This is a genomic window from Hyphomicrobium sp. (assembly GCF_047600905.1).
Lineage (GTDB): Bacteria > Pseudomonadota > Alphaproteobacteria > Rhizobiales > Hyphomicrobiaceae > Hyphomicrobium_B.
On sequence record NZ_JASGKD010000001.1, the window covers coordinates 2,224,494 to 2,248,812 of the forward strand.

General features: G+C 57.7%; 22 protein-coding genes. 11 read left to right on the forward strand and 11 right to left on the reverse strand.

Annotated features, from left to right (window positions below; all coding sequences use genetic code 11):
* Positions 1-115: 115 nt before the first annotated feature.
* Entirely contained in the window at positions 116-1,258 is a 1,143-nt protein-coding gene (locus QM780_RS10735) for a serine hydrolase domain-containing protein (RefSeq protein ID WP_415070470.1), read from the reverse strand.
* Between the two features lie 149 nt (positions 1,259-1,407).
* Here QM780_RS10735 and QM780_RS10740 point away from each other — a divergent pair, with 149 nt between their 5' ends.
* Entirely contained in the window at positions 1,408-2,238 is an 831-nt protein-coding gene (locus QM780_RS10740) for a quinoprotein dehydrogenase-associated SoxYZ-like carrier (RefSeq protein WP_415070471.1), read from the forward strand.
* Here QM780_RS10740 and QM780_RS10745 read toward each other — a convergent pair.
* Both QM780_RS10745 and QM780_RS10750 read right to left on the reverse strand, forming a co-directional pair.
* Positions 2,204-2,914, reverse strand: coding sequence for a vWA domain-containing protein (locus QM780_RS10745; protein WP_415070472.1), 711 nt, complete (start codon positions 2,912-2,914; stop codon positions 2,204-2,206). The two genes, QM780_RS10740 and QM780_RS10745, sit on opposite strands and share 35 nt — an antisense overlap.
* 47 nt (positions 2,915-2,961) lie before the next feature.
* Positions 2,962-4,071 (reverse strand): WD40 repeat domain-containing protein, encoded by a 1,110-nt coding sequence (locus QM780_RS10750; protein ID WP_415070473.1) that lies wholly within the window; start codon positions 4,069-4,071, stop codon positions 2,962-2,964.
* A gap of 195 nt (positions 4,072-4,266) precedes the next feature.
* Here QM780_RS10750 and QM780_RS10755 point away from each other — a divergent pair, with 195 nt between their 5' ends.
* Entirely contained in the window at positions 4,267-4,785 is a 519-nt protein-coding gene (locus QM780_RS10755; protein ID WP_415070474.1) for a DUF3617 domain-containing protein, read from the forward strand.
* Between the two features lie 18 nt (positions 4,786-4,803).
* Positions 4,804-5,754 (forward strand): formylglycine-generating enzyme family protein, encoded by a 951-nt coding sequence (locus tag QM780_RS10760; protein WP_415070475.1) that lies wholly within the window; start codon positions 4,804-4,806, stop codon positions 5,752-5,754.
* A gap of 14 nt (positions 5,755-5,768) precedes the next feature.
* Here the strand turns inward: QM780_RS10760 and QM780_RS10765 are convergent, their stop codons facing one another.
* Positions 5,769-6,386 (reverse strand): response regulator, encoded by a 618-nt coding sequence (locus tag QM780_RS10765; protein WP_415070476.1) that lies wholly within the window; start codon positions 6,384-6,386, stop codon positions 5,769-5,771.
* A gap of 111 nt (positions 6,387-6,497) precedes the next feature.
* On the opposite strand from QM780_RS10765, the gene QM780_RS10770 reads away from it, so the two are divergent.
* Positions 6,498-7,838 (forward strand): HAMP domain-containing protein, encoded by a 1,341-nt coding sequence (locus QM780_RS10770; protein WP_415070477.1) that lies wholly within the window; start codon positions 6,498-6,500, stop codon positions 7,836-7,838.
* 272 nt (positions 7,839-8,110) lie between these two features.
* Positions 8,111-10,807: a TonB-dependent receptor domain-containing protein gene (locus tag QM780_RS10775; RefSeq protein WP_415070478.1), complete on the forward strand. Its 2,697-nt coding sequence runs from the start codon at positions 8,111-8,113 to the stop codon at positions 10,805-10,807.
* Between the two features lie 171 nt (positions 10,808-10,978).
* Here QM780_RS10775 and QM780_RS10780 read toward each other — a convergent pair whose 3' ends face one another.
* Entirely contained in the window at positions 10,979-12,196 is a 1,218-nt protein-coding gene (locus tag QM780_RS10780) for a glycosyltransferase family 2 protein (RefSeq protein WP_415070479.1), read from the reverse strand.
* A 332-nt stretch (positions 12,197-12,528) separates the two neighbouring features.
* On the opposite strand from QM780_RS10780, the gene QM780_RS10785 reads away from it, so the two are divergent.
* Positions 12,529-14,673 carry a glycosyltransferase gene (locus tag QM780_RS10785; RefSeq protein WP_415070480.1) on the forward strand — a complete coding sequence of 715 codons (2,145 nt, stop codon included), beginning with the start codon at positions 12,529-12,531 and terminating at the stop codon, positions 14,671-14,673.
* On the opposite strand, the gene QM780_RS10790 is transcribed toward QM780_RS10785, so the two are convergent.
* The 4 genes from QM780_RS10790 to QM780_RS10805 form a co-directional block, all read right to left on the reverse strand.
* Positions 14,663-15,724, reverse strand: coding sequence for a glycosyltransferase (locus QM780_RS10790; protein ID WP_415072013.1), 1,062 nt, complete (start codon positions 15,722-15,724; stop codon positions 14,663-14,665). The genes QM780_RS10785 and QM780_RS10790 overlap by 11 nt on opposite strands.
* Positions 15,725-15,805: 81 nt before the next feature.
* The gene (locus QM780_RS10795) at positions 15,806-16,669 is read right to left on the reverse strand and encodes a glycosyltransferase family 2 protein (protein ID WP_415070481.1); all 864 of its coding nucleotides are present in this window, start codon (positions 16,667-16,669) and stop codon (positions 15,806-15,808) included.
* Between the two features lie 19 nt (positions 16,670-16,688).
* Entirely contained in the window at positions 16,689-17,330 is a 642-nt protein-coding gene (locus QM780_RS10800; RefSeq protein ID WP_415070482.1) for an acetyltransferase, read from the reverse strand.
* Between the two features lie 8 nt (positions 17,331-17,338).
* Positions 17,339-18,457, reverse strand: a complete 1,119-nt coding sequence (locus QM780_RS10805; protein ID WP_415070483.1) for a DegT/DnrJ/EryC1/StrS family aminotransferase — start codon at positions 18,455-18,457, stop codon at positions 17,339-17,341.
* A gap of 352 nt (positions 18,458-18,809) precedes the next feature.
* Here QM780_RS10805 and QM780_RS10810 point away from each other — a divergent pair, with 352 nt between their 5' ends.
* The 5 genes from QM780_RS10810 to QM780_RS10830 all read left to right on the forward strand — a co-directional run bounded on the left by QM780_RS10810 (position 18,810) and on the right by QM780_RS10830 (position 23,064).
* Positions 18,810-19,202: a sugar 3,4-ketoisomerase gene (locus tag QM780_RS10810; protein ID WP_415070484.1), complete on the forward strand. Its 393-nt coding sequence runs from the start codon at positions 18,810-18,812 to the stop codon at positions 19,200-19,202.
* An 83-nt stretch (positions 19,203-19,285) separates the two neighbouring features.
* Positions 19,286-20,479, forward strand: a complete 1,194-nt coding sequence (locus QM780_RS10815) for a ketopantoate reductase family protein (RefSeq protein ID WP_415070485.1) — start codon at positions 19,286-19,288, stop codon at positions 20,477-20,479.
* 204 nt (positions 20,480-20,683) lie between these two features.
* On the forward strand, positions 20,684-21,700 hold the full coding sequence (locus tag QM780_RS10820) for a glycosyltransferase (RefSeq protein WP_415070486.1): 1,017 nt from the start codon (positions 20,684-20,686) through the stop codon (positions 21,698-21,700).
* A 361-nt stretch (positions 21,701-22,061) separates the two neighbouring features.
* Entirely contained in the window at positions 22,062-22,469 is a 408-nt protein-coding gene (locus tag QM780_RS10825; protein ID WP_415070487.1) for an EF-hand domain-containing protein, read from the forward strand.
* Positions 22,470-22,680: 211 nt separating this feature from the next.
* Complete coding sequence (locus QM780_RS10830) at positions 22,681-23,064, forward strand: hypothetical protein (protein ID WP_415070488.1); 384 nt, start codon at positions 22,681-22,683, stop codon at positions 23,062-23,064.
* Between the two features lie 23 nt (positions 23,065-23,087).
* Here QM780_RS10830 and QM780_RS10835 read toward each other — a convergent pair whose 3' ends face one another.
* Together QM780_RS10835 and QM780_RS10840 are read right to left on the reverse strand one after the other, a co-directional pair.
* Positions 23,088-23,417: a hypothetical protein gene (locus tag QM780_RS10835; RefSeq protein WP_415070489.1), complete on the reverse strand. Its 330-nt coding sequence runs from the start codon at positions 23,415-23,417 to the stop codon at positions 23,088-23,090.
* Entirely contained in the window at positions 23,401-24,297 is an 897-nt protein-coding gene (locus QM780_RS10840) for a YncE family protein (protein WP_415070490.1), read from the reverse strand. The genes QM780_RS10835 and QM780_RS10840 overlap by 17 nt, the downstream gene beginning before the upstream one ends.
* Positions 24,298-24,319 lie beyond the last annotated feature (22 nt).

Consider the following 24,319-nt stretch of genomic DNA (forward strand, 5'->3'; position numbering starts at 1 on the left):
CGCTCTCATCAGATGGGCAATCGCGGTGCAACGATCGATCGGCGGAATTCCCATTCGCACCGGATAATCCCGGCCGGCCGGGAACGTTATCCCGGGAATTCAGATTGCGGATCGCTCAATATGGAAGCGCAACCTGCGCAATCTGATCAGCCAGCGTATCGATATCTTCGATGCCATCGGCGTTAGCAAGAAGCGAAACCGAAAGCCAATGTTCGTTCGAATTGCGGACGATCAAATTATACGACGTATAGCCAGAAACTGTGCCGCTATGAAAATAGCGGTCGATACCGTTCTTGTGCGTCACGAACCAGCCGGCACCATAATACGTCCATGCATCGACGCGACCTGCATCGGCAAATACGACGTCGCGCATTCTGGCGGTGAGCGCCGCGCCTTGCATCAGCGCCGTATCCCATTTGAAGATATCAAGTACGGACGATGCGACGTCGCCGCTGCCCTTCAGCCAGTCGGGCTGGAAGAAGCGCGGGCGGCGCCTGTAGTTTGGAGATGCAAGCGCGCGCGTGACGTTTGCGTCACCCGCAAAACCGGTGTGATCCAGACCCAACCGCGAAAAGACCTCGTCTCGCAGGATGTCGCGATAGCTGCGCGAAACGCCCCGAATCTCGACGTCCTCCATGATTTCCGACAACAGGAAATAGCTGGTGTTGGAATATTCGAATGATCCAGGATAACCGCTCGGCCGATATTCCTTTATCCCGGTCAACAATTGCCGCGCGGGCACCGCTCCCCAGGGATCGAGCTCATGCGGCGGCCTGCGCGTATAGTTCGGGAGATTGGACGTCATCGACAGAAGGTTGCTCACGGTGATCGGCGGTCCACCCTCAAGCTGCCAAGCTCTCGCTTCGTCAAGGACGTCGGCCACAGCCGTCGTCGTCTCGAGCTTCTCGCCGCGGCCGTTTATCGTGGCGCCTCGTTCGATCAATCTCAGGATCGCGGCAGCGGTGAATTGCTTCGTGATCGAACCCACCATGTATATCGTTGCTGCCGTCGCGGTTCGACCTGGTCCCGCCTGGCCGTAGCCGTCGGCGTAAAGAAGCGTTCCATCCCGGCCGATCGCAACGCTCATCGCGGGTATGATCGACGATCGTTCATCGGTGCGGGAGGCCATGAAATTTTGGACGAGGTTCGCTGTCTGTGCGGCGAGGGAAAGATCCTCTGGCTCAGCTCGCGCCAAATCTTGCCATGCGAACAGGCAGCCGATGGAAATCAGCGATATCGAAAACGCTTTGCGCCTCATTCGCGACCTCGGGCCCGGCACCATGCCGACAACGTCACAATCGGGAATAATTCTCTAGGGAAACGGTGAATGCAACTGCGCAAGTTGTTCTATGCTTTTACCTGGAACGTGCGTCGAGATGGGCTGCCACTTGCCATCGGGGTGCTGTGATGAACGCAAATACGTTGCAAAGACTTCGGTTGTCTCTGGGCATACTTTTCCTGCTGGTAGGATCGATTGGCAGCGCGGCACGCGCCGACGATGACCCGTGGCCGGGGATTCGGAAAGATCTCTTTGGAACTCGACAGCTTACCGAGAACGGATCGGCGCTGCAGATATTTGCACCCAATCAAGCAGACGATGCCGCGGTGGTTCCGGTCACCGTCAACATTGCATCCTCGGTCGTGCCCAACGTGAAGTCTCTCACCTTGATCATCGATCGCAACCCTGTGCCGGTCGCGGCAACATTGGCGTTCGGAGATGGGTATCGTCGTGGTCCCGACATCGGCGAGAGAACGATCGCAACGCGGATTCGTGTCGACGCATTCAGCCGTGTCCGGGCGATTCTCGAAACTTCGGACGGTTCGCTTTTCATGGCGTCGAAATTCGTCATCGGTTCCGGCGGTTGCTCGGCGCCCGCATCGAAGGATCCGGAAGTGGCGCTCGCCGAATTAGGGAAAACGCATCTGATCCTCCGCCAAGATGAATCGATCGGCAAGGATTGGCGCGAAGCGCGCATAATGATCAAACATCCGAATTTCACCGGCATGCAAATGAACGCCAAGACGGGCGAATTCACGCCGGCGCGGTTCATCAATTCGATTGAGGTGAAACAGGGGGAGACTGTGCTGTGGTCGATGGAGGGCGGCATTTCGATCTCCGAGGACCCGAATTTCCGCTTCACGTTCGGAACGAATAATCCTGCCGATCTCGAATTCACGGCAACCGACACGGCAGGAACCAAGTTCAGGGCGACGGCCGCGATGTCTCCGCCGTCGTGATGCGGAGCGGAGGCGGCGAGAGAGATGCGGTCAAAGGACAGGTGAGCGTCCTGCGTAACGCCTCGGTCAATTCGTCCTCGGTTTCGACCGAAAGATAAAGACCACCTGTCTCTTCAGCGAGGCATCTGGCGCCGAAGACCGCGCCGAGGCCAGCCGCGTCACGGTGACGGTAGCCGATAACGTGGATCGTCAGATCCGCCGCTTCCGATTTCAGGGCTTCGGCCATCTCGCACGGCTTCCCCGAACACGTCTCCTCTCCGTCCGTCAGCAGAACGATGACAGACGGGTTGTGCCGGAAGTCGAGAACGTCGGCCGCGTCCCGCACGGATTGCGTCAGCGGCGTGCGACCGGCGGGCTGAACCTTGTCGACCTCGGAAACGATCAATGCGCCTGCGTTCGTTTGCGGCCGAAGTTTCAGCGCGATGCTGTCGCACTGGTTGTAGGCGCCTTCACCATAGATGATGAGGCCCATGCGGCGGGACGCAGGAATTTCAGGAAGAATGCGATGGAGCGCGCGTTTCACGCGGGCGATATGAGGCTCTTTCGTCGTCAGATCCGTGGTGCCCATCGAGCCCGACGCATCGAAGACGAACATGAGATCCTTCGTGCACTCGGCTTTTTTTTCCTCGGCGTGCGCGGCGTCGGGCGCCGCCACGACAATTGCACTTGCCAGCATCAGGCCGAATGCGAAACACAAAGATCTGCGATGGAATTTCCCAAGGATCATTGCGACGGCAGTTGCGACAGATCCCATACCCGTGCCTTGCCATCGTATGAAGCGGTCACGACTTCGCGCCCGTCGGGGGAGAATTCGGCGTCTTCGACCTCCATCAGATGGCCCGCGAGTGTCGCAAGAAGGGCGCCGGTGCGCGCATCCCAGACGCGGGCGGTCTTGTCATGCGACGCCGTCACCAGACGCTTTCCATCGTGGCTCAACGCCAAACGCATGACGTAGCGATCGTGGCCGACGAGCGTCGCTATGGCTGTCCCTGTCTCGAGGTCCCAGATTTTTGCGGTCTTATCGGTCGATGCGGAATAGGCTTTCGTGCCCGTGCTGTCGAAGACGACACGGAGAACGCCACGCTGGTGGCCTTCGAGCTTCTTGAGCAGAGCGCCTGTTTTTGCGTCCCAGATGCGGACGGCCTTGTCGCTGGACGAGGTCGCGACCTTAGAGCCATCGGGACTGAAGGTTGCGCTCGTCACCATGCCGGTGTGATCGCCGAGAGTGAATAGTAAAGCACCTGTCTTTGCATCCCAGATCCGTGCTGTGCGATCGTTCGATGCTGTCACCAGTCGCGTCCCGTCGCGGCTGAATTCGATGTCGGCGATGTTGCCCTCGTGGCCGGAGAGTTTCAGCAGTTCCTTGCCTGTCGCGGCATCCCAGACGCGCCCGGTCGTGTCCAGCGATCCGGTAGCAATTCGCGTTCCGTCAGGGCTGAAGGCCAATGCCTCGATCATCGCCGTATGACCGACGAGTTCGGCAAGCGGAGCTCCCGTTTCGCCATTCCAGATCCGGGCTCCGCCGTCGCGTGCGACGGTGGCGACGATCTTACCGTCGGGACTGAAGGCGGCATTGCGAACGCCCTCGGCATGTCCGGTCAAGGTAACGATTTGCGCGCCGGTTTTGGCGTTCCACAGCCTCGCCGTCTTGTCGTTCGATGCGGTGAGAATGCGGGTTCCGTCCGGACTGAACTGCGCGACCCAGAGATCGCTGGTATGTCCCGAAAGTACGAGTGCCGGTTCTTTCAGCACCAGCCCATCCGCGCGAGCTTGGCTCGCACAGACGATGAGAATGCCGAATGCGATGAATGCAAACCTTCTGATAAGCGGCATGCCCTCGACCTCGCCGATTTTGGTGCGAGGGAGAATGCGAACGGACAAACACCAATCACAATGGGAATAATTCCCGAACTTTATTTCCACATCATCCAGCTGTTGCGTACCTCAGTGCGGCAGTTCTAGAGATCTGCCGACGAGCGAACACGTCGTTCACGACCAAAATGATGTTTGCCGTTCCGGAGGATTTCAATGCGCCCGACACAGTTGACTGTCCTAACGCTCGTCGTTCTTGGCTCGGTGGCAGCACCGGCATTCGGCGATCAGACCACGCCGACTTTGCCCGAACGAAAGGCCGGCCTTTGGGAACTCAAGACTCAGATGGACGAGGGTAACGGCCCGAAGGACCAGACGATGAAGATCTGCGTCGATGCGCGAATGGAAAAGAATACCGTTATGGGCAGTATCGCCGATCACAAAGCGAATTGCTCCAGCTACGACATCAAAGCCGCCGGCGGAAGCACGGTCGTCGATTCCGACTGCGTCTATAACGGCCGGAAAGTCATCAGCACGACGAACATGTCCGGCGATTTCCAATCGGCGTTCACAATAACCATTCAAAGCACCACCTCCGACCCCGAGAAGACCGACCAAAGCGTCGTCGTGAAGCGGACGATCACGCAGCTCGGAAAATTCGTCGGCGATTCCTGCGGGGATCTGAAGCCCGGTGAAGCCGAAGCGGCCGACGGCACCCGCGTGCTCGTGCAGTAATTTCAGGAAGCTCCGCGAATGAACGATAACGTCTCCATGGCGGCCGCCTGGTCGCGACTCGGGCTGCTTTTCATGGCGCTCATTGCAATGAGCGCAACGCCTCATCGAGCGAGTTTCGCGGCCGATGCTTCATCTGCTGCCAAAACGATCAACGATTGCCCGACCGAACATTGTCCCGAAATGGTGGTCATCCCGGCATCGCCGCAGGGCTTCGAAATAGGCTCTCCCGACGACGAGCCCGAACGGCTGCCGTCTGAAAAGCTTCATCCTGTTTCCATCGGATCGTTTGCAATCGGCAAATATGAGGTTCGGACTGCTGAATACATGGCGTGCGTCGATGCCAAAGCCTGCAGCCCGCCTGAGTGGCTCGAGCCGGGTAGCGAGCACAACATCTATACGGGCGGCGGTGTCACTTACAAAAGCATGACCCAATACATAAAGGGCGATAATCAGCCGATCGTCGGCGTCAGCTGGGACGACGCTAACACCTATGCGGAATGGCTATCGAAGAAAACGGGACATCACTATCGGTTGCCATCGGAAGCCGAATGGGAATACGCAGCGCGCGCTGGAAGTAAAACGCCCTTCTGGTGGGGGAACGAGCCCAAAGAGAACGGTGAGACCATGGCCTGTTGCCGCGGCTGCGGCAGCGATCGCGACGGCGTCGGCGCCTATCCGGTCGACAGCTTCAAGCCCAACGGCTTCGGACTTTTCAACGTCCACGGCAATGTCTGGGAGTGGGTCGAAGACTATTACTGCGACGATTACGAAACCGGCCCAAAAGACGGATCCGCGCGGCAATCAAAAAGCTGCGGCAAGCCCGGCGCCATCGAAGGGTTGCGTATTTTCCGCGGCGGCTCGTGCTTCTACGAACCTCGGCAGATGCGCGCGGCGATGAGGCTGAGAAATTGGCCGTTCTTCCGCAATCAAACGCTGGGGTTCCGGATCGCGCGTGATCTTTCGCCCTAGGCGGCTCGCCGTGGTCAGACCAATTTCAATTCGACCGCGATCCGGATCATTTCAGACGAGGTGCGGGCGTTCAGCTTGGTGCGGAGAGTGGCGCAATCGCTGGCGATGGTCTTGTAGGACACGGAAATTTCGTTGGCGATCTCGGCCATGCTGCGTCCCCTCGTGAGCATGCGCAGAACGAGATGCTCACGATCACTGAGCAACGCCGAAGTGCCCGGCGCCTTGGCGCGCAGAAGCGCAATTTCCTGGATCAGATCATCCGATATCCAAGGCTCGCCGCGATCGACGGCAAAAACGGCGTCGCGCAGGTCAAAGGGATTGCCGTTTTTGCTCACGTAGCTTTTGGCGCCGCATTCGATCGCCTGCACGGCGATCATCGGCGTATCGCTCATCGAGAAGACGACGATGCGCGCTTCCGGATACTGGTTGACGAATTCGCGTGTCAGTTCGAGGCCAGAACCGTCCGGCAGATTGATATCGACGACGGTGACATCGGGAGTGTGCTCTCGCATCGCGTCGCGGGCAGCGGAGGCGGTCCGCACCTCGATCATCGTAACGTCGTCATCGTCCGAAAACAGAGCCCGGCAACCTGAGATGACAATGGGATGATCCTCGACTACGAGAAGCTTCACGTCAGTCCGCGCTCACCTTAGCCTGCAAATATTCTTTCGTTCTAACGCTCGGGCTTCGATTATCAATCCCGATCTTTTAGGAATTCTTCCCGAACAGCCGGACAAGGTATCATGTCGCTTCAACTGCGCCTCAATCTCGCGATCGCCGTTTTGTCCGCACTCGGCTTAATCTGCATGATCGCGTTCATTCTCATCGACGCCAAGCCGCGCATGGACGTCGAGAATGCAAGCACCATGCTTCTGACCGAAACGCTCATCCGGTCGTCGCTGGCGCCGCTTCGCGAGTCGAGCGATCCCAAGCAAGGTCTTGTCCGGCTGGTCGGTGAATTGAAAAATCTCCGGCACGCGGCCGTCTCTCTCGCTTCGCAGAAGCAGACTGATAGCGACGGATATGAAAACAAAATCGAGCAGACATGGTTCTCGGGATGGAAAGGACTTCCGATCAAGCCATTGAAAATCCCGGTCGAAGTTCGTGGGCAAATCATCGATACGATTATCATAACGCCGAGACCGGGGGACGAATTCGAAGAGCTTCTGGAGGCAATTTTCCGAATTTTCGAGTGGGGCACGATCATCTCCGCGATCATGCTCTGCCTGACCTGGTTCATCATAAATCGATCGCTCAAACCCGTTCACGCCCTGCGCGACGCCATGCGCCGCATGTCGAGCGGAGAATTCAATCTCAGAGTGCACGAGGTCGGTCCCCCAGAGATCAAGTCGATCTGCGGAAGCCTTAACGTGCTTGCGGCTGCTCTTCAGAAGGCGCAGCAGGACAACCAGCGGCTTACTGCCAATATGATCATGATCCAGGACGAGGAGCGGCGTGACCTTGCTCGCGAACTTCACGACGAGCTTGGGCCATATCTCTTCCGGATGCGCACGGACGCTTCTCTGCTCGGACGAGAGTTCGATAAAGCGGAAATCGACAGAACGCGCGCTCGCACGCTTAACGACCAAGTGCTGGCCCATCTCGATCTGCTTCAGCAAACCAACCGCCGCGTGCTCGAACGGCTGACGCCCGCCGGTCTTGCCGAACTCGGGCTGAGCGGCGCGCTGCGCGCGATGGCAGAGATGTGGCGCAGAAACAAACGCGACGTCGACGTCAGCCTATCGATCGATGGCGATATCGACAGTCTGGATGAAACGCAAAAGCTGACGATCTATCGCGTTGTGCAGGAAGGGCTGACGAATGCTTTCCGTCATTCGGGCGCATCGCAGATCGATGTGTCGGTATCCCGCATGCTTTCGCACGACGCCTCGGCGGATGTTTCGCGACGCGGGAACACAAAAATTATCATTCGCGACAACGGGAGAGGTTTCGCCAATACAACGGACGGCTTCGGGCTGAAGGCCATGCGCGAACGGATTGCAGCTTTGTCCGGCAGCTTTGCAATCGATTCGACGGCGGTCGACGGAACCTGCCTGTCAGTTGCCCTGCCGATCGAGGCTTGAGCGACGCGGCTTCACGATTTTCCATCCCCGCCCGCTACAGGGCTGCTGTCGAAAGTCCGCTTTCGAGAATAATTCCCGGATTTATCGCATTCTTTGGAATTTCGTCCTGCGCCGACAATTGCCGACCCTAACTGTGCGAGTCAGGCAAAAGGCGCAACAAGACGGCCAACTTTCTGATCTCGCGCCGCTTTTCGATCGATCACTCCGACGGAGGGGAGTCAACTGAACGATCGAAACTCGGAATGCAGGGGATTTACGTGGGGGGTCAGAGGATGAAGCCACTAAAATTGTGTATCGCGGCGGCAACGCTTGCGTGCATTTCGACACATAGTGCGATTGGCCAGGATGCCGGCGGCACCAGCACGCCTCAACCGGCACCGAATGCCGGCGGAGCCCAGCCGGGCCAGGCACTTCCCGAAGTGCAGGTGATTCAGGAACCCAAAAAGCCGGCCCAGCAGCCGAAGAAGGCGGCTCAGAAGGCCAAAAAGCCAGTGAGCCAGCAAGCGCAAGGAACATCGCCTCCGCCCACTGCGCCGAGCGTTGAAGCGGCCTCGCAAGCGCCGGTCGTCAATTTCCCGGTGGCGCCTCCTCCACCCGATGCGAAGCTTTCGCCGCTGCCGGGCAGCGAAATGCCAGTCGGCAAGATCCCCTACACGGTGAATACGATCACATCGTCGGATATTGCCCGCGATCATTCCGTCATTCCACAGGACGTGCTGAACAACCGCATTCCGGGCGTGGTGGTCGACGACCTGCAGGGTAACTCCTTCCAGACCGGCATCCAGTATCGCGGCTTCGAGGCCTCTCCGGTCAACGGGCTTCCGCAGGGTCTCGCCGTCTATCAGAACGGCGTGCGCATCAACGAGGCGTTCGGCGACACGGTCAATTGGGACTTTATCCCGCAGAACGCGATCGCCGATATGACCGTCATGAGCAGCAACCCGATCTTTGGCCTCAATGCCATCGGCGGTTCCGTCAACATAACGATGAAAGACGGCTTCAACTTTCATGGCGCCGACATCGATACGCGGTTCGGGTCGTTCGGGCGCAAGCAGGTTTCGACTGAAGCAGGCGTGCAGAGTGGAAACTGGGCGGCCTATGGCGCCTTCGAGGCGATCGACGATGACGGCTTCCGAGATTTCTCCTCGGCAACCGAGCGGCGCGGTTATCTCGACCTCGGCGTCAGGGGCGATGGGGCCGAATTCCACTTCAACAGCACGATCGCCTCGGGCCAAGTCGGCGTCACAGCGGCTGTCCCCGAAGAGCTGCTGGATTTTGCGGGAAGATCGCGAACCTTCACCTCTCCGCAGGTGACCGACAACGACATGCAAATGTACTCGTTGAACGGTGTGGTCCAAGTCACCCCGGAAACGGCCGTGTCGGGCGTGACCTATTACCGCCACTTCAAACAGAGCCACATCGACGGGAACATCTCGGAATTCGACGATTGCGCCACGCCGAATTCATTTGGCACGTCTCTTTGCACCGAAGATGGCGCGCCCATTTACGGTCTTGGCCCGAACGGAGAGCTGAACGGGATCAATAATCTCGGGGCTTATGGAGTGCTTGGCTCGATCGACAGAACCGGGCAGAACGCCGACAGCTTTGGCGTTTCGCTTCAGGCAGCCAACAAATCCGACCTGTTCGGGCACCGGAACCAATTCATCGTCGGCTCGAGCTACGATCATGGCCACGTCGCCTATACGGCGTCGAGCCAACTCGGTACTTTCCTGCCGAAATACGTCGTGGCGGGAACCGGTCCGATTTTATCGGGCGATCCCTCGCTCGGTGATCTCGATGCATCCGAGGTCACGCCCAGATCGCTCACGACGCTCAACGATTACTTCGGCATCTATTTCCTGGACGCCTTTGACGTAACCGATCGGCTGACAATCACCGCGGGCGGTCGTTTCAACTATGCGCGCATACAGATCGAGAATACGGGCGAACCATCGCTTGACGCCCTCAACGGCGTCAACACATACAACCGCTTTAATCCATCTGCCGGCTTCACTTACAAGATCACGCCGGACGTTTCGTTCTATGGCGGATATTCCGAAGCCAATCGGGCCCCAACGGCATCGGAAATCGCCTGCTCCGATCCTGAAAATCCTTGCATCATCGAAAGCGCGCTTGCGTCCGATCCGCCGCTCAAGCAGGTCGTGACGCGAACGTGGGAACTGGGTTTCCGGGGATCGGATATCTCGTGGAGCGGCAAAGAGCGCTTCGACTGGGGTCTGGCATGGTTCCGTGCTCTGAACTCGGATGACATCATTCAGATCGCCGACCAGCAGCAAGGGCGCGGCTATTTCGCCAACGCCGGCTTGACGCAGCGTCAGGGCGTTGAGCTCAATGCTTCCTACCGGAACGAGCGTTGGTTCCTTTATGGTAGCTATGCGTTCATCGACGCTACGTATCAGTCGACGAACATCATCCCGTCCGAGAACAATCCCAAGATCACGACGCCCTGCTCCTCCTTCGGCATCGGCGGCGATGACGACGATGACGGCGGGGACGACGACGATGATATGTGCATGAAGATCAAGCCGGGCGACCGCATCCCGGGCGTTCCTCAGCATCGCTTCAAAGCCGGCTTCGACTATAAGATCACGCCGAAGTGGACGTTCGGTGCCGATCTCATCGCAGCAAGCAGCCAGTTCTTCTACGGTGACGATTCCAACGTCGATAAGCCGCTCGGCGGGTACACCAAGGTCAATCTGCACACGTCCTACGACGTTACCGATCACATCCAGATCTACGGTTTGATCGATAACCTGTTCGACCAGCAGTACGGGATCTATGGCACGTACTTCAACACGGGGCTAGCTCAAGAGGCCGGTCCCGGAGCAGGCGGAAGCGGCGGACCGGATCCGTCTCTCAAGGGACTCGTGTATGATCCGAACAATGCCCGCACGATTACCCCGGCAATACCGTTCGCTGCCTACGGAGGCGTGAAGGTAAAGTTCTGAGGTTCTCCCAAGGCATCGCTGTCCTCGGCGGTGCCTCTTCACTTCAGCCAATCGAGACTTTTCCCGTCCTCGATGGCATTACGGAGGCGGCTTTCCCAGAGGTCGCCTCCTTATTTTTATTCGCGGTTCCTCAACGTTGGTTTTTGCCACGCCCTTTCCGGACGAACCTTCCTAATTCAAAGCAAGCTGAGTTGTCGCCCCAACGTCCTGTGCGAAACCTGCGCCGCGGTCGGCGGTGTCGCCCTCGATAAATATTGCAATTTCTCCCGGCAGGGCGACGCGAAGTTCGTGCGCCACCGCTTGGTGGGGCACGACCAGCGAGACGTCGTTGCCATGCTTGGCGAGGTCGATACTACGGCGGCAAATCTCGCCGACGTCGCCGCCGGCGTTTACAGACAGGACGATGTGCTGGGTCGTCCGCGGGACAGCCATCGTGGCGCGAAAAGCCTGATCATCGACGAGCTTCCGAGCGGCATCGCGGCCTAAATGTTCGACGCACTGATTGTAGGTGTTTTGCAGCGCCGTTTGAACGGTTGGTCGATCGATTCCATAATGTCGCCGGAACGCCTGCAATACGCGAAGGCATTCGCGATAATACCCGTCGACCTTGAAGCTCGACAGCGATGAATTGCTGCCGTGAACGCGGAATGACGCCTTGGCCTTCGGGTCGAACGCGATTTTACCTCCGCGCGCCAGCCGACTGTAGAGGAACCAATCACCGCATGTTCGGTAGGTGACAAGCTCCGAGCGAATGTCATCGCTTAGGCTTTGACGGCGAAAGAGACATCCGCCGACGTTGGTGATGATGCATCGTGTGCCAAGGGGACCGTTGAACCACGCATGAGCGCTGGCGATGTGAGGACGATCAAAGAAGCCTGAATAAAGCCGGTAGTCGTTGACGTCCTTTCTCTCCTTGCCGTGCTCGTCGATGAAGTTTATGTCGCCGAATGCGAGCATGACGCCGGGATCTACGAAATAAGGCACAAGCGTCGCCAGGAAGCCCTCTTCGCAATCGTCGTCGCTTTCGCAGATCCAAACGATATCGCCGGACGCCGCGGCCAAGCCTTTTTGCCATTGCGCGAAAATGCTGCCCGAATTCTTAGAATTGCGAATGATGCGGCAAGGAACGTGCGCACCGGCGATCGCGCGCTCGATAACTTGAAGACTGTCGTCCGTCGATGCATCGTCGAGGATGATCAGTTCATTCACCGGCAGGCGCTGCTGCAGTATCGACTGAATCCGTTGGTCAAGGAACCGGGCGTGATTGTAGTTCGGAATGATCGCCGAAACGCTCGGACCCCGCCCGTCGGGCGCTGCTGTGAGCGGATTAAAGGCACCGGTATCGGAGCCAAGCCGGCCGGTCAGGTGAAGTTCTATCGCCTCGATCATTTGATATCGAAGCCGCTTTCGCTTGCGGCTATCGAAGGGAGAGCAAAGAAAGGCCAGGAATTTTGCGACCCGGCGTCGGGCCTGAAATCTCCAAAGGGCAGAATCCGCGAAATCCGCGGCCCGACGAAAACTCAGACCAGGCCAGCTCATTTCACTCCGAATTTTCATTCCCTGGGCGATGACGGTTCTTTAAACGCAATGGCGGGCGGATGATAGACGGCGACCGCCGCCCCCTCGGGAATTTTTCTTGCCTCGGCTTTCAGGCTTCCGCAACGTCTATGAATCGCTGGCGAGCCGGATAGATTGGCGTTCGATATCGTACGGGAAGCATAATGGATTTCTCCAGTCCGGCCTGGAAGGCGTTTTGGCGTCACCCCTTCAACGCCAAAAAGCAGCGGAGCTTTCGACGCCTTCACGGTGACGCTGGGGTTTTCGACCCAGAGTACCGGCCGAAAGTTTCAGCCATCGTTCCAAACTTCAACCATGCGGCCTTTCTCGACAAACGCCTGGAGACGATCCTCGCGCAGACGTACGACAACATCGAAGTCATCCTGCTTGATGATTGCTCTGCGGACGAGAGCCGGAGCGTCATCGAAAGGCTCGCACGTGCTCATCCGCAGATCCGTGTGATCTTCAACGAGACGAACTCAGGAAATGCTTTCAAGCAGTGGCGCAAAGGCCTGGAAAATGCGACCGGCGACCTGATTTGGATCTGCGAAAGTGACGACTACGCCGATCTCGCATTTCTGCGCCACCTCGTCCGGCATTTTTCTGATCCGAGCGTGACGCTTGCCTTCGGGCGAATTCAGTATTGCGATCGCGAGGGCCTGCAGACGAAGGGGCTCGACGCCTATCGTGAGGGTGCGGAACCCAAGATCTGGAAGAAAATCGCCAAGCGGCCTGCGAGCGAGTGGTTTTGCAATGGCTTCGGCGTGAACAACGTCATCGCCAACGTGGGAGGATGCCTGTTTCGCCGCCAAGAATTACCCGACGATGTCTGGCGCGAGGCGCAGTCCTTTTCCGTCGTCGGTGATTGGTATTTGTATGCGCAGATCGCAGGCGGTGGACAGATTGTATTCGATCCTGCCGCTGTCTCCTATTTTCGCCAACATGGGCAAAACACGTCGGTGTCTTCCTTCACGCGTCCGGCATTCTATCGCGAGCATCAGCGCTTGATGCAGCATCTCCGCAGAAAGTGGGACATACCGGATAAGACCGTCGAGACGTTCTACGGCAAAATTGCCGCTCATCACGCACACTTCAATAACGGAGCGCGACTGCCGCAAAGTCTCGTCGACGAATCTCTCCTTCTCAAACAGCGCCGCGAATGGCCACATGTCTTGATGGCGTTTCTCGGCTTCCAAACAGGTGGAGGCGAAATCTTTCCGATCCATCTCGCCAACGCACTCCACGCGCAGGGCGTATCTGTTTCCATGATGGCTCTGGAAAACCAAGGCGAGGTGCCCGGGGTGAGAAACATGCTGAACCCCGGCATCCCCGTCTACGATACGGCGTGGGTGCAAAGGTATGGAGTTAAGCGTTTCCTGCGGGACGCGGGAATTTCACTCATTCATTCGCATGTCGTCGTCGCGGAAGCGTTCTTCTTTCAAGATCGGCAATTCGATCCCGGCGTCCCGTATGTCGTGACGCTGCACGGCTCGTACGAAGCTTCGGGTCTCAGCGATGAGGAGCTGAAGTTCTATGCCAGCAAGGTCGACCATTTCATTTACGTCGCCGACAAGAACCTGGCACCGCTGCAATCTGACGATGGCGTCGTTGCGGCTGCATCCAAATTCCGAAATGCAATGCCTTTGGATCTGCGCCCCTACACGCGATCACGACAAGACATGGAAATTGCCGAAGAGGCGGTGATTTTCACACTGGTATCGAGAGCCGTTGCGGATAAGGGCTGGCCGGAAGCCATCGCCGCGTTCAAGCAGCTTCGCGTTTCCAATCCGGACACGAAAATGCATTTGCTTCTCTGCGGCTCGGGCGAAGAAATGGAGCGGCTCGAACCGGAGCACGGTAGCGATCCCGATATTTCATTCCTGGGATTTCAGGATCGCATCAATGGCCTTTATGCGATGAGCGATTGCGCCATCGTTCCGACGCGCTTCGCCGGAGAATCTTTTCCACTCTGCATCATCCAAGCTTTACAAGCCGGAACGCCGGTCATTGCGACGAAGATCGGCGAAGTCGAAAATCTCATTCAACCGCCGGGGCAAGCGCCCGCCGGCCTGCTGATCGATTTCGAGGATGACACGGAGTTGTTTATTCGCGGCCTGCGCGGGGCGATGGAGCGGATGCTCGATCCGGATCTGAGGCAACGTTATGCTGCGGCGGCACGTACGTTAGGACTGAATTATGATATGAAAGACCTCGCAACCGATTATCGCCGCTTTTACGAGACCGTGCTCGGCTGGCCACATCGCGAAGCCGTGACGCCTCCCGCGCCGACTGAAAAAGTCAGCCCCTGATTTTTTTCCGGAACGAGCGCAGCGCCTTGGATATCGGGGAGCGTAGACGAGCGATCTTCTCGTTCTTTTGAGCGATAACGTCGTGAAGTTCTTTCTCAGTCCAAAATCCAAAGACGTCGGTGCGCCCCATAACATCAGAGAGGCGCTTGTAATCGTCCAAGCTTTCAGCGGTGTCGAAAAGCGTGTCGAGGGCGAAGAGCCGATGGGGCGGCAAATCGACTGTCAGCGCAATCTCGCTCAGCCAGACGTCCTTCGGCTTATTTTCAGTTCTCACCGCGCCGCTCTTCAGATCGTCCGAAAAAACGCGCTTTAGCGTTTCATCGCTCAACGTGCGATACCATCTCAAAATTCGACTGTATTCATAGCGAACGCGCAACTGGCTGTCGCGTCGGAAGGCGCTGGCATTGCGCGCACCGTCGCGAACGCGAAACGCCGTAACTTCGTCGGAGGATAACCAAAGGTTTGATCCGCCGACCAGCATCCTGACCCACATATCGAAATCCTGCAGGTTGGTGAGGCGGGGATCGTACAGGCCGGCGCGGACATATGCCGACCGCCGGATCATCGCGGTTGGGGCGCAAAGGCAGTTTCCGTGTTGGAAGAAAAATCGCAGCCACGCCGCGTTGGTGAATTCACCGGGTCGCGAGAATTGCCATGGCTCGTTGGTCGGCTCGCCGTTCTCGGCAATCATCTTCGGAATTCCGAAGAGGGCATCGATCTCGGGATGGGCGTCGAGGAAGCGGATCTGTTTTTCAACGCGATCCGGAAACGCCAAATCATCGGAATTTAAAATCGCGACGTAGTCGCCTGTTGCGCGCGCCAGCGTCGCATTCATCGCATTCGAGATGCCCGTGTTGACTTCAAGCGCCTTGAAATCGATCCGGTGATCCGAAATACCACGGATAATTTCGGCGGTGCCGTCAGTCGAGGCATCGTCGGTTACAATGATCTCCAAGTTGTCATACGTCTGGGCAAGGACGCTTTCGAGACATTGCCGAACATAGGGCGCATGATTGTAAGACTTGATCGCGACTGAGACTTTTGACGACAGGGTGCGCTCCTTCTATCGATTCAACGCGAGCAAGCTGCTTGGTATGCGAAAATACCAGCGCGGCTTCCAGCCCGCTCGCATTCATCCCGTCAGTCTTTTAAGCCATTTTCCGACACCGCTCGCCTGCGCCGGCTCGGGTTTCTGCGCCTCGGGCTTGTCCCGCCACCAGAACGGCGGTTCGCAAGCAAGATTGCAATCAAACCCCGGCGCGAAAGTGTTGACGGCGTTTGCCTGCGTATCCGTCCAGGCTTGCTTCAGTTTTTCACTTTCCCAGCTGTAGTGGGCGCCCCAGCCGTTCACGTTATCGATTTTTCCGAGCCGAGCCGCGAGTTCCATCTGACGCTCCATCGTTCGCTCGAAGTTGAGTTTCTTGTAATGGAGGAGCAGCAGTTCGTCCCGGCTCGGATAGCGAAGGCATCCTTCCGGTTTCGCCTGATGGCGGCCGACGGCAAATCCGGCATTCGAGATGGCGTCCGGATTGAAGATGCTGAGCTTGTTCATGTAGTGACTCGGCGCGCCCATGACTTGGGTTTCGCACAACAGTTCATCGGCGGCGGGAAATTCGTCGCTGACCATTTGATATCCGATCGCCGGAATGAGGGTAATGTCGGCAGCTTTGCATTCGGCGAGATAATCGCCCATGGCGCAACGGCGGAGCGTGAGGTGCTCGTCGATAGCGGTGATGATGACCCAATCGGCGTTGCCGCGGCTTTCCTTCCACACTTCGTTCTGTAGAAGCTGGTGCGACAGCACGAACGAATCTCGATTGACCCGGTCAAACTGCCTGATTTCAACTTTCGGGTTGTGGGCGAGAAGATCGAGCGTGCCGTCGTCGGAGCCATCGTCATAAATTACGTAACGGTCAACGAATGGATCGTAATGCCGAAAAAAGAACGGGATGATGTCGGCTTCGTTCCAGGAGATCGTGTAGAGGTGAACACTCATTGGCGGCCGCCTTCCCGTTCTAATTGTCATTCAGACGGCGGACGATCTTGGCCGGGTTGCCAAAGACGAGAACGCCGTCGGGGACATCTTTCGTCACGACGGAGCCGGCGCCGACAATGGCCTTCGCCCCGATGCGAACTTGCGGAACGACGATGCAGCCTGCTCCCAGCATCGCGCCTTCGCCAATTCGCACTTCACCGGCCGTTATCGCGCCAGGCCCGATCGAAACAAAGTTTTCGATGCGGGCGTGATGGCCAATGCTCGCCGACCGATTGATGACGACCCAATCCCCGATCGTTCCTGCGGCACCGATAATCACACCAGCGTTGACGTAACTTCCTTGGCCGAACGTCGTCGAGCGCGAGACCACGCCACCGCGCGGATCAATCAGGGCGGCCGACGGCAACAGCCCGGCGGCGAGAGCTTCCTCGACAGCCAATTTGCGATTGGCAGGTCGGAAGAGCGGACACAGGAATTGCGCCGAAGCTTTCTGTGCGTCGCTCAATTCAGATTTTTGAACAACGCGGTCCGGGCGCGTGCTGAAATTCACACCCTCCCAGTTGGAAACCCAAGCTTCGATCGTCGCGCCTGCCGCATCGCATGACTCTTCGAATTCGACTGTCAATGCAGAGCCAACGGCGAAGAGAATGATATCGTTCATGATGCCGCTTACGATTGGAAGGCGAAGGCAGCTCGGAGCGCCTGGCCGATTTCATCCTGATACACCTTCAACTCCGGCTGGATGGGCAGGCTCAGCAGCGAAGCGGCGAGATATTCGGCAACTGGAAACGACTGCTCGCCTTGTCCGGAGGCCCTTGCGAATGCCGGGTGCTTATGGAGCGGGATTGCATAATGCACGAGAGTTCCGACGCCATTGTGCTGGAGTGCTTTTGCAAGGCGATCTCTGTCGGGCGTGCAGATGGCATATTGATGATAGACGTTTCCGTCGGTTCGATGTGGAAGCGATCTCCGCGGCATCGACGGAAGTTCGAGAAAGAGCGTATCATAGAAGGCGGCAAAGTCTTGACGCGTGCGATTATCCGCATCGAGAAATCCGAGAAAGAGGCGAAGGACCGCTGCTTGCGCTTCGTCGAGGCGATAATTCATTCCAGCTTCGATGCAATAGCCTTTTTCGTCGAAGCCATAATTTCGGAGACGACGAAGGCGTGCTGCGCGTTCAGCGGATTTCGTGACGACGCAGCCGCCGTCTCCAAGACACCCGAGATTTTTTGTCGGATAGAAACTGAAGGCGGCGACGTCGCCGATGGTTCCGGCCTTCTTGCCGTTGACCATTGTGCCGTGGGCCTGCGCGCAATCCTCGATCAGAGGAAGGCCGAGGGATTTAGATAAGCCAGCGATTTCCTCAACCGGCGCGGGCATGCCGTGAAGGTGTACGACGATGATCGCCTTCGTAGCGGGCGTAACGGCGCGGGCTACAAGATCGGGATTTATCGCGCGTGAAGTCGGTTCGACATCGACAAACCTAGGCCGGGCGCCGAGACGCAAAACGGCGGCGGCCGTTGCCGGTGCCGTCATTGCCGGAACGAGCACGTCATCGCCGACGCCGACACCGAGCGCCTCAAGCGCCAGAACTAGGGCGTCCGTGCCGGAACTCACTCCGACGCAATTTTCGGTGCCGAGATACTGAACGAATTCCGTTTCGAACGCCTTCACCTCGGGGCCGAGGATAAAAGTGCCATTGTCCAGCACTCTCTTAATCGTCGAATCCACGGCGGCGCGATGTCGTGTGACGCGCAGTCCCGGCGCAGCTTGCGGAATGATCTTCATCTGCTCCCCGAATTATCAAGTGCGAGACGGCCTAATCGATGCGGCGTAGATGTTCGGAGCCCGCATCAATGGATGTTCGACTCGCGAAGCGCTTGCTTCTTACTGGACACTTTTCCCGTTCACCCCGAGCAAGTCATATCCGATGCTGGAGCTTTTGCTAGAGATCGTCAGCAACGTTTGAACACCGCGCTGAATGGAAAATTTCCCTTATTTGTCGGGAAAATTTCCGCATGCGTGATTGCTGTTGTCGGTATCGCGATTCTTTGTGCCTCTGCGCCTTTCGTAATTCACAAGCTCTGACTTATGCGATATGCGAGCCCTTCGATCGGATGGCACATCGTCGGGGAGTGACATGGGTGAGGCGCTCGTAAAATTGGTGAAAATTCCCGAATTCGCGGACAGCCGCGGGCGCCTGCTCGTTTGCGAATTTGAAGAGGCGCTGCCTTTCATCCCCGTTCGGACATTCATCATCTCCGACGTTCCCGAGGGCGCGACGCGAGCGTCGCATTCGGTGTCGTGCGATCTGTTTCTCGTCGTTTTGCGTGGAACCGGCACGCTTACGGCCGCAACTAGTGAAACTAGCGAAGTGCATCCGCTTTCCGCAAACGCGGTGGGTGTTCACGTGCCGGCAGGGACGTGGATTTTGCTCAGCGATTTTACGCCCGAGACGCAAATTCTTGTTCATGCCTCCAAGCGTTTCCGCGAGGTGAAATACGTTTCCGATCCGCCGATCAAAATCGCCTAGTGCGAATTGGCGGCCGAGAGTTGAGCCGCAAGCATCTGGATGTCATCCCTGGAGAAGTGCGGCCCCGGGGAGGTGGGAAAGTCATGTCGGAAAATTCGGGCGAGCGGCTCAATATTCTCTTCCTCGGCGCATCTTATGGTTCGCTGCCGGCCGCCAAGATGCTTATGGCCGGCCACAACGTGCACTTCGTTTGCAGGCAGCAAGAAGTCGATCTGATCAACGCCGATGGATTTCGCGTTCGAATAACCACCCGGCAAGACGGAGAGATCGAAATTGACAGCCGGCGGCTGCCAGGACGGGCCACTGCGAAAACGCCATCGACTTTGACATTTGCGAACTTCGATCTCGTGTGCCTGGCGATGGCGGAGCCGCAATACAGCAGCCCGGAAATCCGCGAACTGCTCCGGAATATCGGAAAAAGCGGCGTTCCTTGCGTCTCGATCATGAATATGCCGCCGCCGCCCTATCTCAGACGCGTTCCCAATCTCGACGTGGACGGCCTTGCAGGCGCCTATACCGATATCGGCATTTGGAGGGACTTCACGACTGGCCAGATAACGCTTTGCAGCCCTGATCCGCAGGCGATCAGACCTCCTGGGGAAAGCCCTAATGTGCTGCAGGTGACGCTCGCCACCAACTTCAAGGTCGCGAAGTTCGGCTCCCCGACCGCCGACGCGATCCTGTATCGGCTGCAGAGCGATTTCGAAGCGGCGCGGCAGTTGATCCGCGATCGCGATGTTCCAATTCCTGTCCAATTTAAAGTCTTCGATTCGGCGTTCGTGCCATTTTCAAAATGGCCCATGCTGATCGCAGGCAATTGCCGTTGCGTTACCAGGACCGGCAGCCGAACGATCGCTGAAGCGGTCAACAACGACGTCGATGAATCACGTTCGGTGTTTGATTTCGTACAATCGATTTGCTTGCGCATTGGCGCACACGCCGCCGATCTGGTTCCGTTCGAAAAATATCTGGCGGCCAGCCGCAGCCTGACTCGAGCCTCATCGTCCGCCCGCGCACTTGATGCCGGCGCGATTGCCATCGAACGCGCCGACAAACTCGTTCAGCTGTTGGGCGGGAGCCTCGGCGTCAACCATCCTGTCGTCGACAACGTTGTGGCAGTGATTGATTTCGCGGCTCGAACAGAACCGCAGATCCGCATCGGCAAGATGATCGGCGCATCCCGCCTAATAAGGAATTTTTCTCACTTATCGCAGGAACAATATCCTAAGGTTTCGATCGGATTATCGTCTCACTGTTTCCGGTGCGCAGCGCGCTGATGAATTATAGCCGCCGGGAAGTAATCCTATAGACGATTGCAATCCCTACGCCTTTGCTGGAGCCAGTCCGGGGGTGAGGCAGCGAAAAATCCATTTGAACGCAATTCTCCGGGTGACCGGCTTCGTGCGTTGAGATTGAGCACCGCGCTTGGATTGACGAGCACCGAAAAGATCAAACTCTTCTATTCTGGGCGCGGGAGAACGATGGAATTGCAGTCGGTGTCTCCTGTCGAGCGAGAGAAAGAGCCAACTTCGGTTTCAGCTCATTTTCCGCTCGTCGACGACATCAAAGATCGGCGGATAGCGGTTTGCGTCTGCACGTGCATGCGGCCTCAACTGTTGACCGCATGCCTCGCTTCACTTGCCCGTCTCAATATTCCGGCCGGTTACTTTCCCATCGTGGTGGTGATAGACAACGACGTCGATCAGTCGGCCAAACGCGTCGTTGAGGGTTTCTCGGACTTTCCGCTTCCGCTGAAATACGTCGTCGAACCGCGACGGGGAATAGCGATCGCGCGGAACCGCGCGCTTCGCGCCGCGCAGGAATTCGACGTCGGTTGGATGGCTTTCATCGACGATGACGAGACCGCACATCCGGACTGGCTCGTGGGGTTGATGCACGAGGATTATCTCGACACACCAATACTGATGGGATGGCAGATCATCGAGCCGCCACACCCGACCCCTTTCTGGTATATCGAAGATGCCGACAAGGACCCGGAAGAAGGGCAGCGTTGCACATCGGCCTACACCAACAACGTTCGTTTCCGCATGAGCGTGCCTGAGGCCGGATTGGCTTTCGACGAGCAGCTGGCGCTATCGGGCGGAGAAGATTTGCAGTTCTTTTTCTCGGCTCATTGCAAAGGCTTCGCGATCCAAAGAACGCGGCGGGCAATCACCTATGAGGCGCTCCACGTCGAGCGAACCGGCTATTTCCGGCAGTGCTATCGGACGGTGTGGATCGCCGCCGCCAACTTCCGCAAGGATGTCTCGAAGTTCGGCAACATCTACGCGATCGCAAGAAGGGTGCACACCATCCCGATCCACTTGATCGGAGGTCTAGCGCTCGTTGTCGTAAGTCCCGTGGCCTTCGTTGCCGGGCCGCAGTGGTTCAAACGAACGGCGCTGCTGGGCGGCCGCAAAATCGGCCGTGGCGTTGGCCGGTTGATGGCGATCTTCGGTTATGTGCCGCAGCCCTACGCAAAGATCGATGGAGCTTGACGCTAGATCGCCTGCTCGATCTTGAATGCCCGAGCAATGCACAGGCATTGTGTCTCATGGTGACGCCAGGACGGGCGGTATGCCCGCCTTTGACGGAAACTCTTAAGCCGATTGCGCCGTTTATAACGACACGAATTTCTTTTCAAAATTGAGCCGCCTCGAAGTCCTCCGGATCTTTTTCTGGACGGGCATTCGGGAACTATTTCCCAAATTTTCTTCCTATTTATCACCTTAATCAGGGAAATTATCCTCTGATACCTTGCCGCGAGTACAGAGTGTTGGAGGGAATGAATCCTCCGATCCTGCGGGCACAACGTGCAAGTTCGCGCGTCGGCCTGGTCCCTGAGAGGAGCTTTTGAATATGAAATTTCGTCTGTTGAGCCTCGCGGCGCTGCTGGCGGTCTCCGGTTTTGTGTTTGCACATCACTCCAAGCCGGCCTTCGCCGCATCGGCGTCTCTGACGGCGCTCGATCCCGATAATGACGGCACGGTCGACCTGCCGGAAGCAAAAGCAGCGGCGGCGAAGCTTTTCACCAAGCTCGATCCAGATAGCGACGGCACGCTCGATGCCAAGGAGCTTTCGGGTCGCGTCGATGAGGCGGGCCTCAAAGCGGCGGATCCGGATAGCGACGGCACACTCGATCAGAAGGAGTTCGACACCGTCGTCGAAGCTCGTTTCAAGGCCGCGGATCCGGACAACGACGGCACCTTGGATGACAAGGAGCTGACAACGGACGCCGGGAAATCCTTCCTGCTCGTCGTCGAGTAAAATTCCTCGGCTGTCCGGTTCGTCAGCAAGTCGCGGCCGGGCAGCCATTTTCTTTTGTGAGCCGAGTGGGAATTCGAGACGCCTGTGACCGTATTGCAGTTGAGGTCTACCGACTTTTCCTTCACGCTGTAGGAAACTGAGAAGAAGGGTTCGGAGGCGCGCTCGAGGTTGGGGTTCACATCGTGAGCCGATTAGCCTTTGGAGATCGTCGATGTCATTCGTCAGCCTTTCTCGAGCAGCTCTTCTTCTATCATCGGTTACCCTTTGCGGTGTCAGCCCGGCGCGTTCGGACGATCCGGTCCGCGTATCGGGATACTTCTGCGGACAGAAGCACGAACAGGTCGCGTTCCTTCAGCGGGAAGCGGCGGGCGATGCCGAAGAGATCGCTGCCAACACCGTCAACAAAGTCGTCGGCAAGCAGACATGCGCGTTCTTCCTTCCGGCCAGCGCTATTCCGGTCAAGGATGAAACCGTCATGAGCGACGGCATCGTCTACAAGGTGCAGAGCTTCATCTTCCTGCCGGAGAAGGTCGAGCGTTGGACCGGCAGCTATTTTGGATCGCTGCAGCAGACGCGGAACTTTAGCGAGCTTTGATCGTCAACCACCGGACGTCTCTCTTAAAGGTCTTTTTTGTTCGGGTCCGGCGGGAGCTTGCCATCGGGAAGACATGGCTTACCTGATGCCGTGCATTTGAACCCGCCGTCGGTCGCAAGGTGGCAGTTGAGATCCTTGTCTTTCGCGCGAGCCCAATCCTGGTAGCCCTCGCCGAGGGAGCCAGCACGCGATGACCACCAAGCGGTGGCCGCTGCTTTCGCCTCGTCTTCGGTCTTGCCCGACGCAACGCCGCTTTTGACGCTCGCTTCGCAGAATGAAGCTGCGTGCCCGTCTGGCGCACCGACAAGCAAGATCGCAATGCCGATGACAAGAGCGCTAGCGCTGTGCGGCACCGACCAAAACCATTCTCGGACCTTCGGGGCATTTGATCTTCTTGATCTCGGCGTCGGCCTTGAGGTCGATGACGGAAACGCTTCCTGAAAACCAGTTGGCGACATACGCTTTTCTCCCATCTCTCAGGACAGCTACACCCTCGGGGTAACGTCCGACTTTTATTTCGGCGCGCGGAAGGCGCGTCTGCGCATCGAGTATCGAAACAGTTCCGCCGTGCTGGTTGGAAACCAGGATCTCGGAATTGTCTTGAGTGACGGCGACGCCGTACGGCATCGGCCCGGTCGCGGGTGAGGCGACGACTTTCATCGTGGCCGTATCGATGATCGACAGGGTGGCTGCTTGTACGTTCGCGACGACAAGCTGGGTCTGGTCCGGCGTCAACGCGAGCGCGAACGGCGCACGGCCGACAGGAACCTCGGACAGAATTTTAAGACTTCTGCCGTCAATAACGGCGACGGTGTTGGATTCCCGGTCGGCGACATAGACGCGGCTGCCATCACGCGCGGCGACAAGATGCGCGGGCGAGCGGCCCACGGACAGCGTTTTCTCAACGCCGCCGGAATTCTCGTCAACGACAGAAATCCGGTTTGCGCTCCAATCTCCGACAAAAAGACGACCTGCGCCATCCGACGCGATCCCGAACGGCTGACCGCCAACTTTCAAGGTCGAAACAGCGCTTCTTTGGGCGAGATCGATAACGACTATCTCACCCTTGTCCGGCAGCGTGGCAAACGCCTTGCCGGACGTTCTATCGATCGCGAACGCCGCGGGCTTGCCGCCAATCGTGATTTTCGCCGCGATCTCATCAGCGCGCGTATCGATGACCGACAGGATGCCGTCGTCCTGGCTGAGAACGAAGATACTTTCGGTGGAGGCCATTGCCATTGCGCTGCGGAGCACA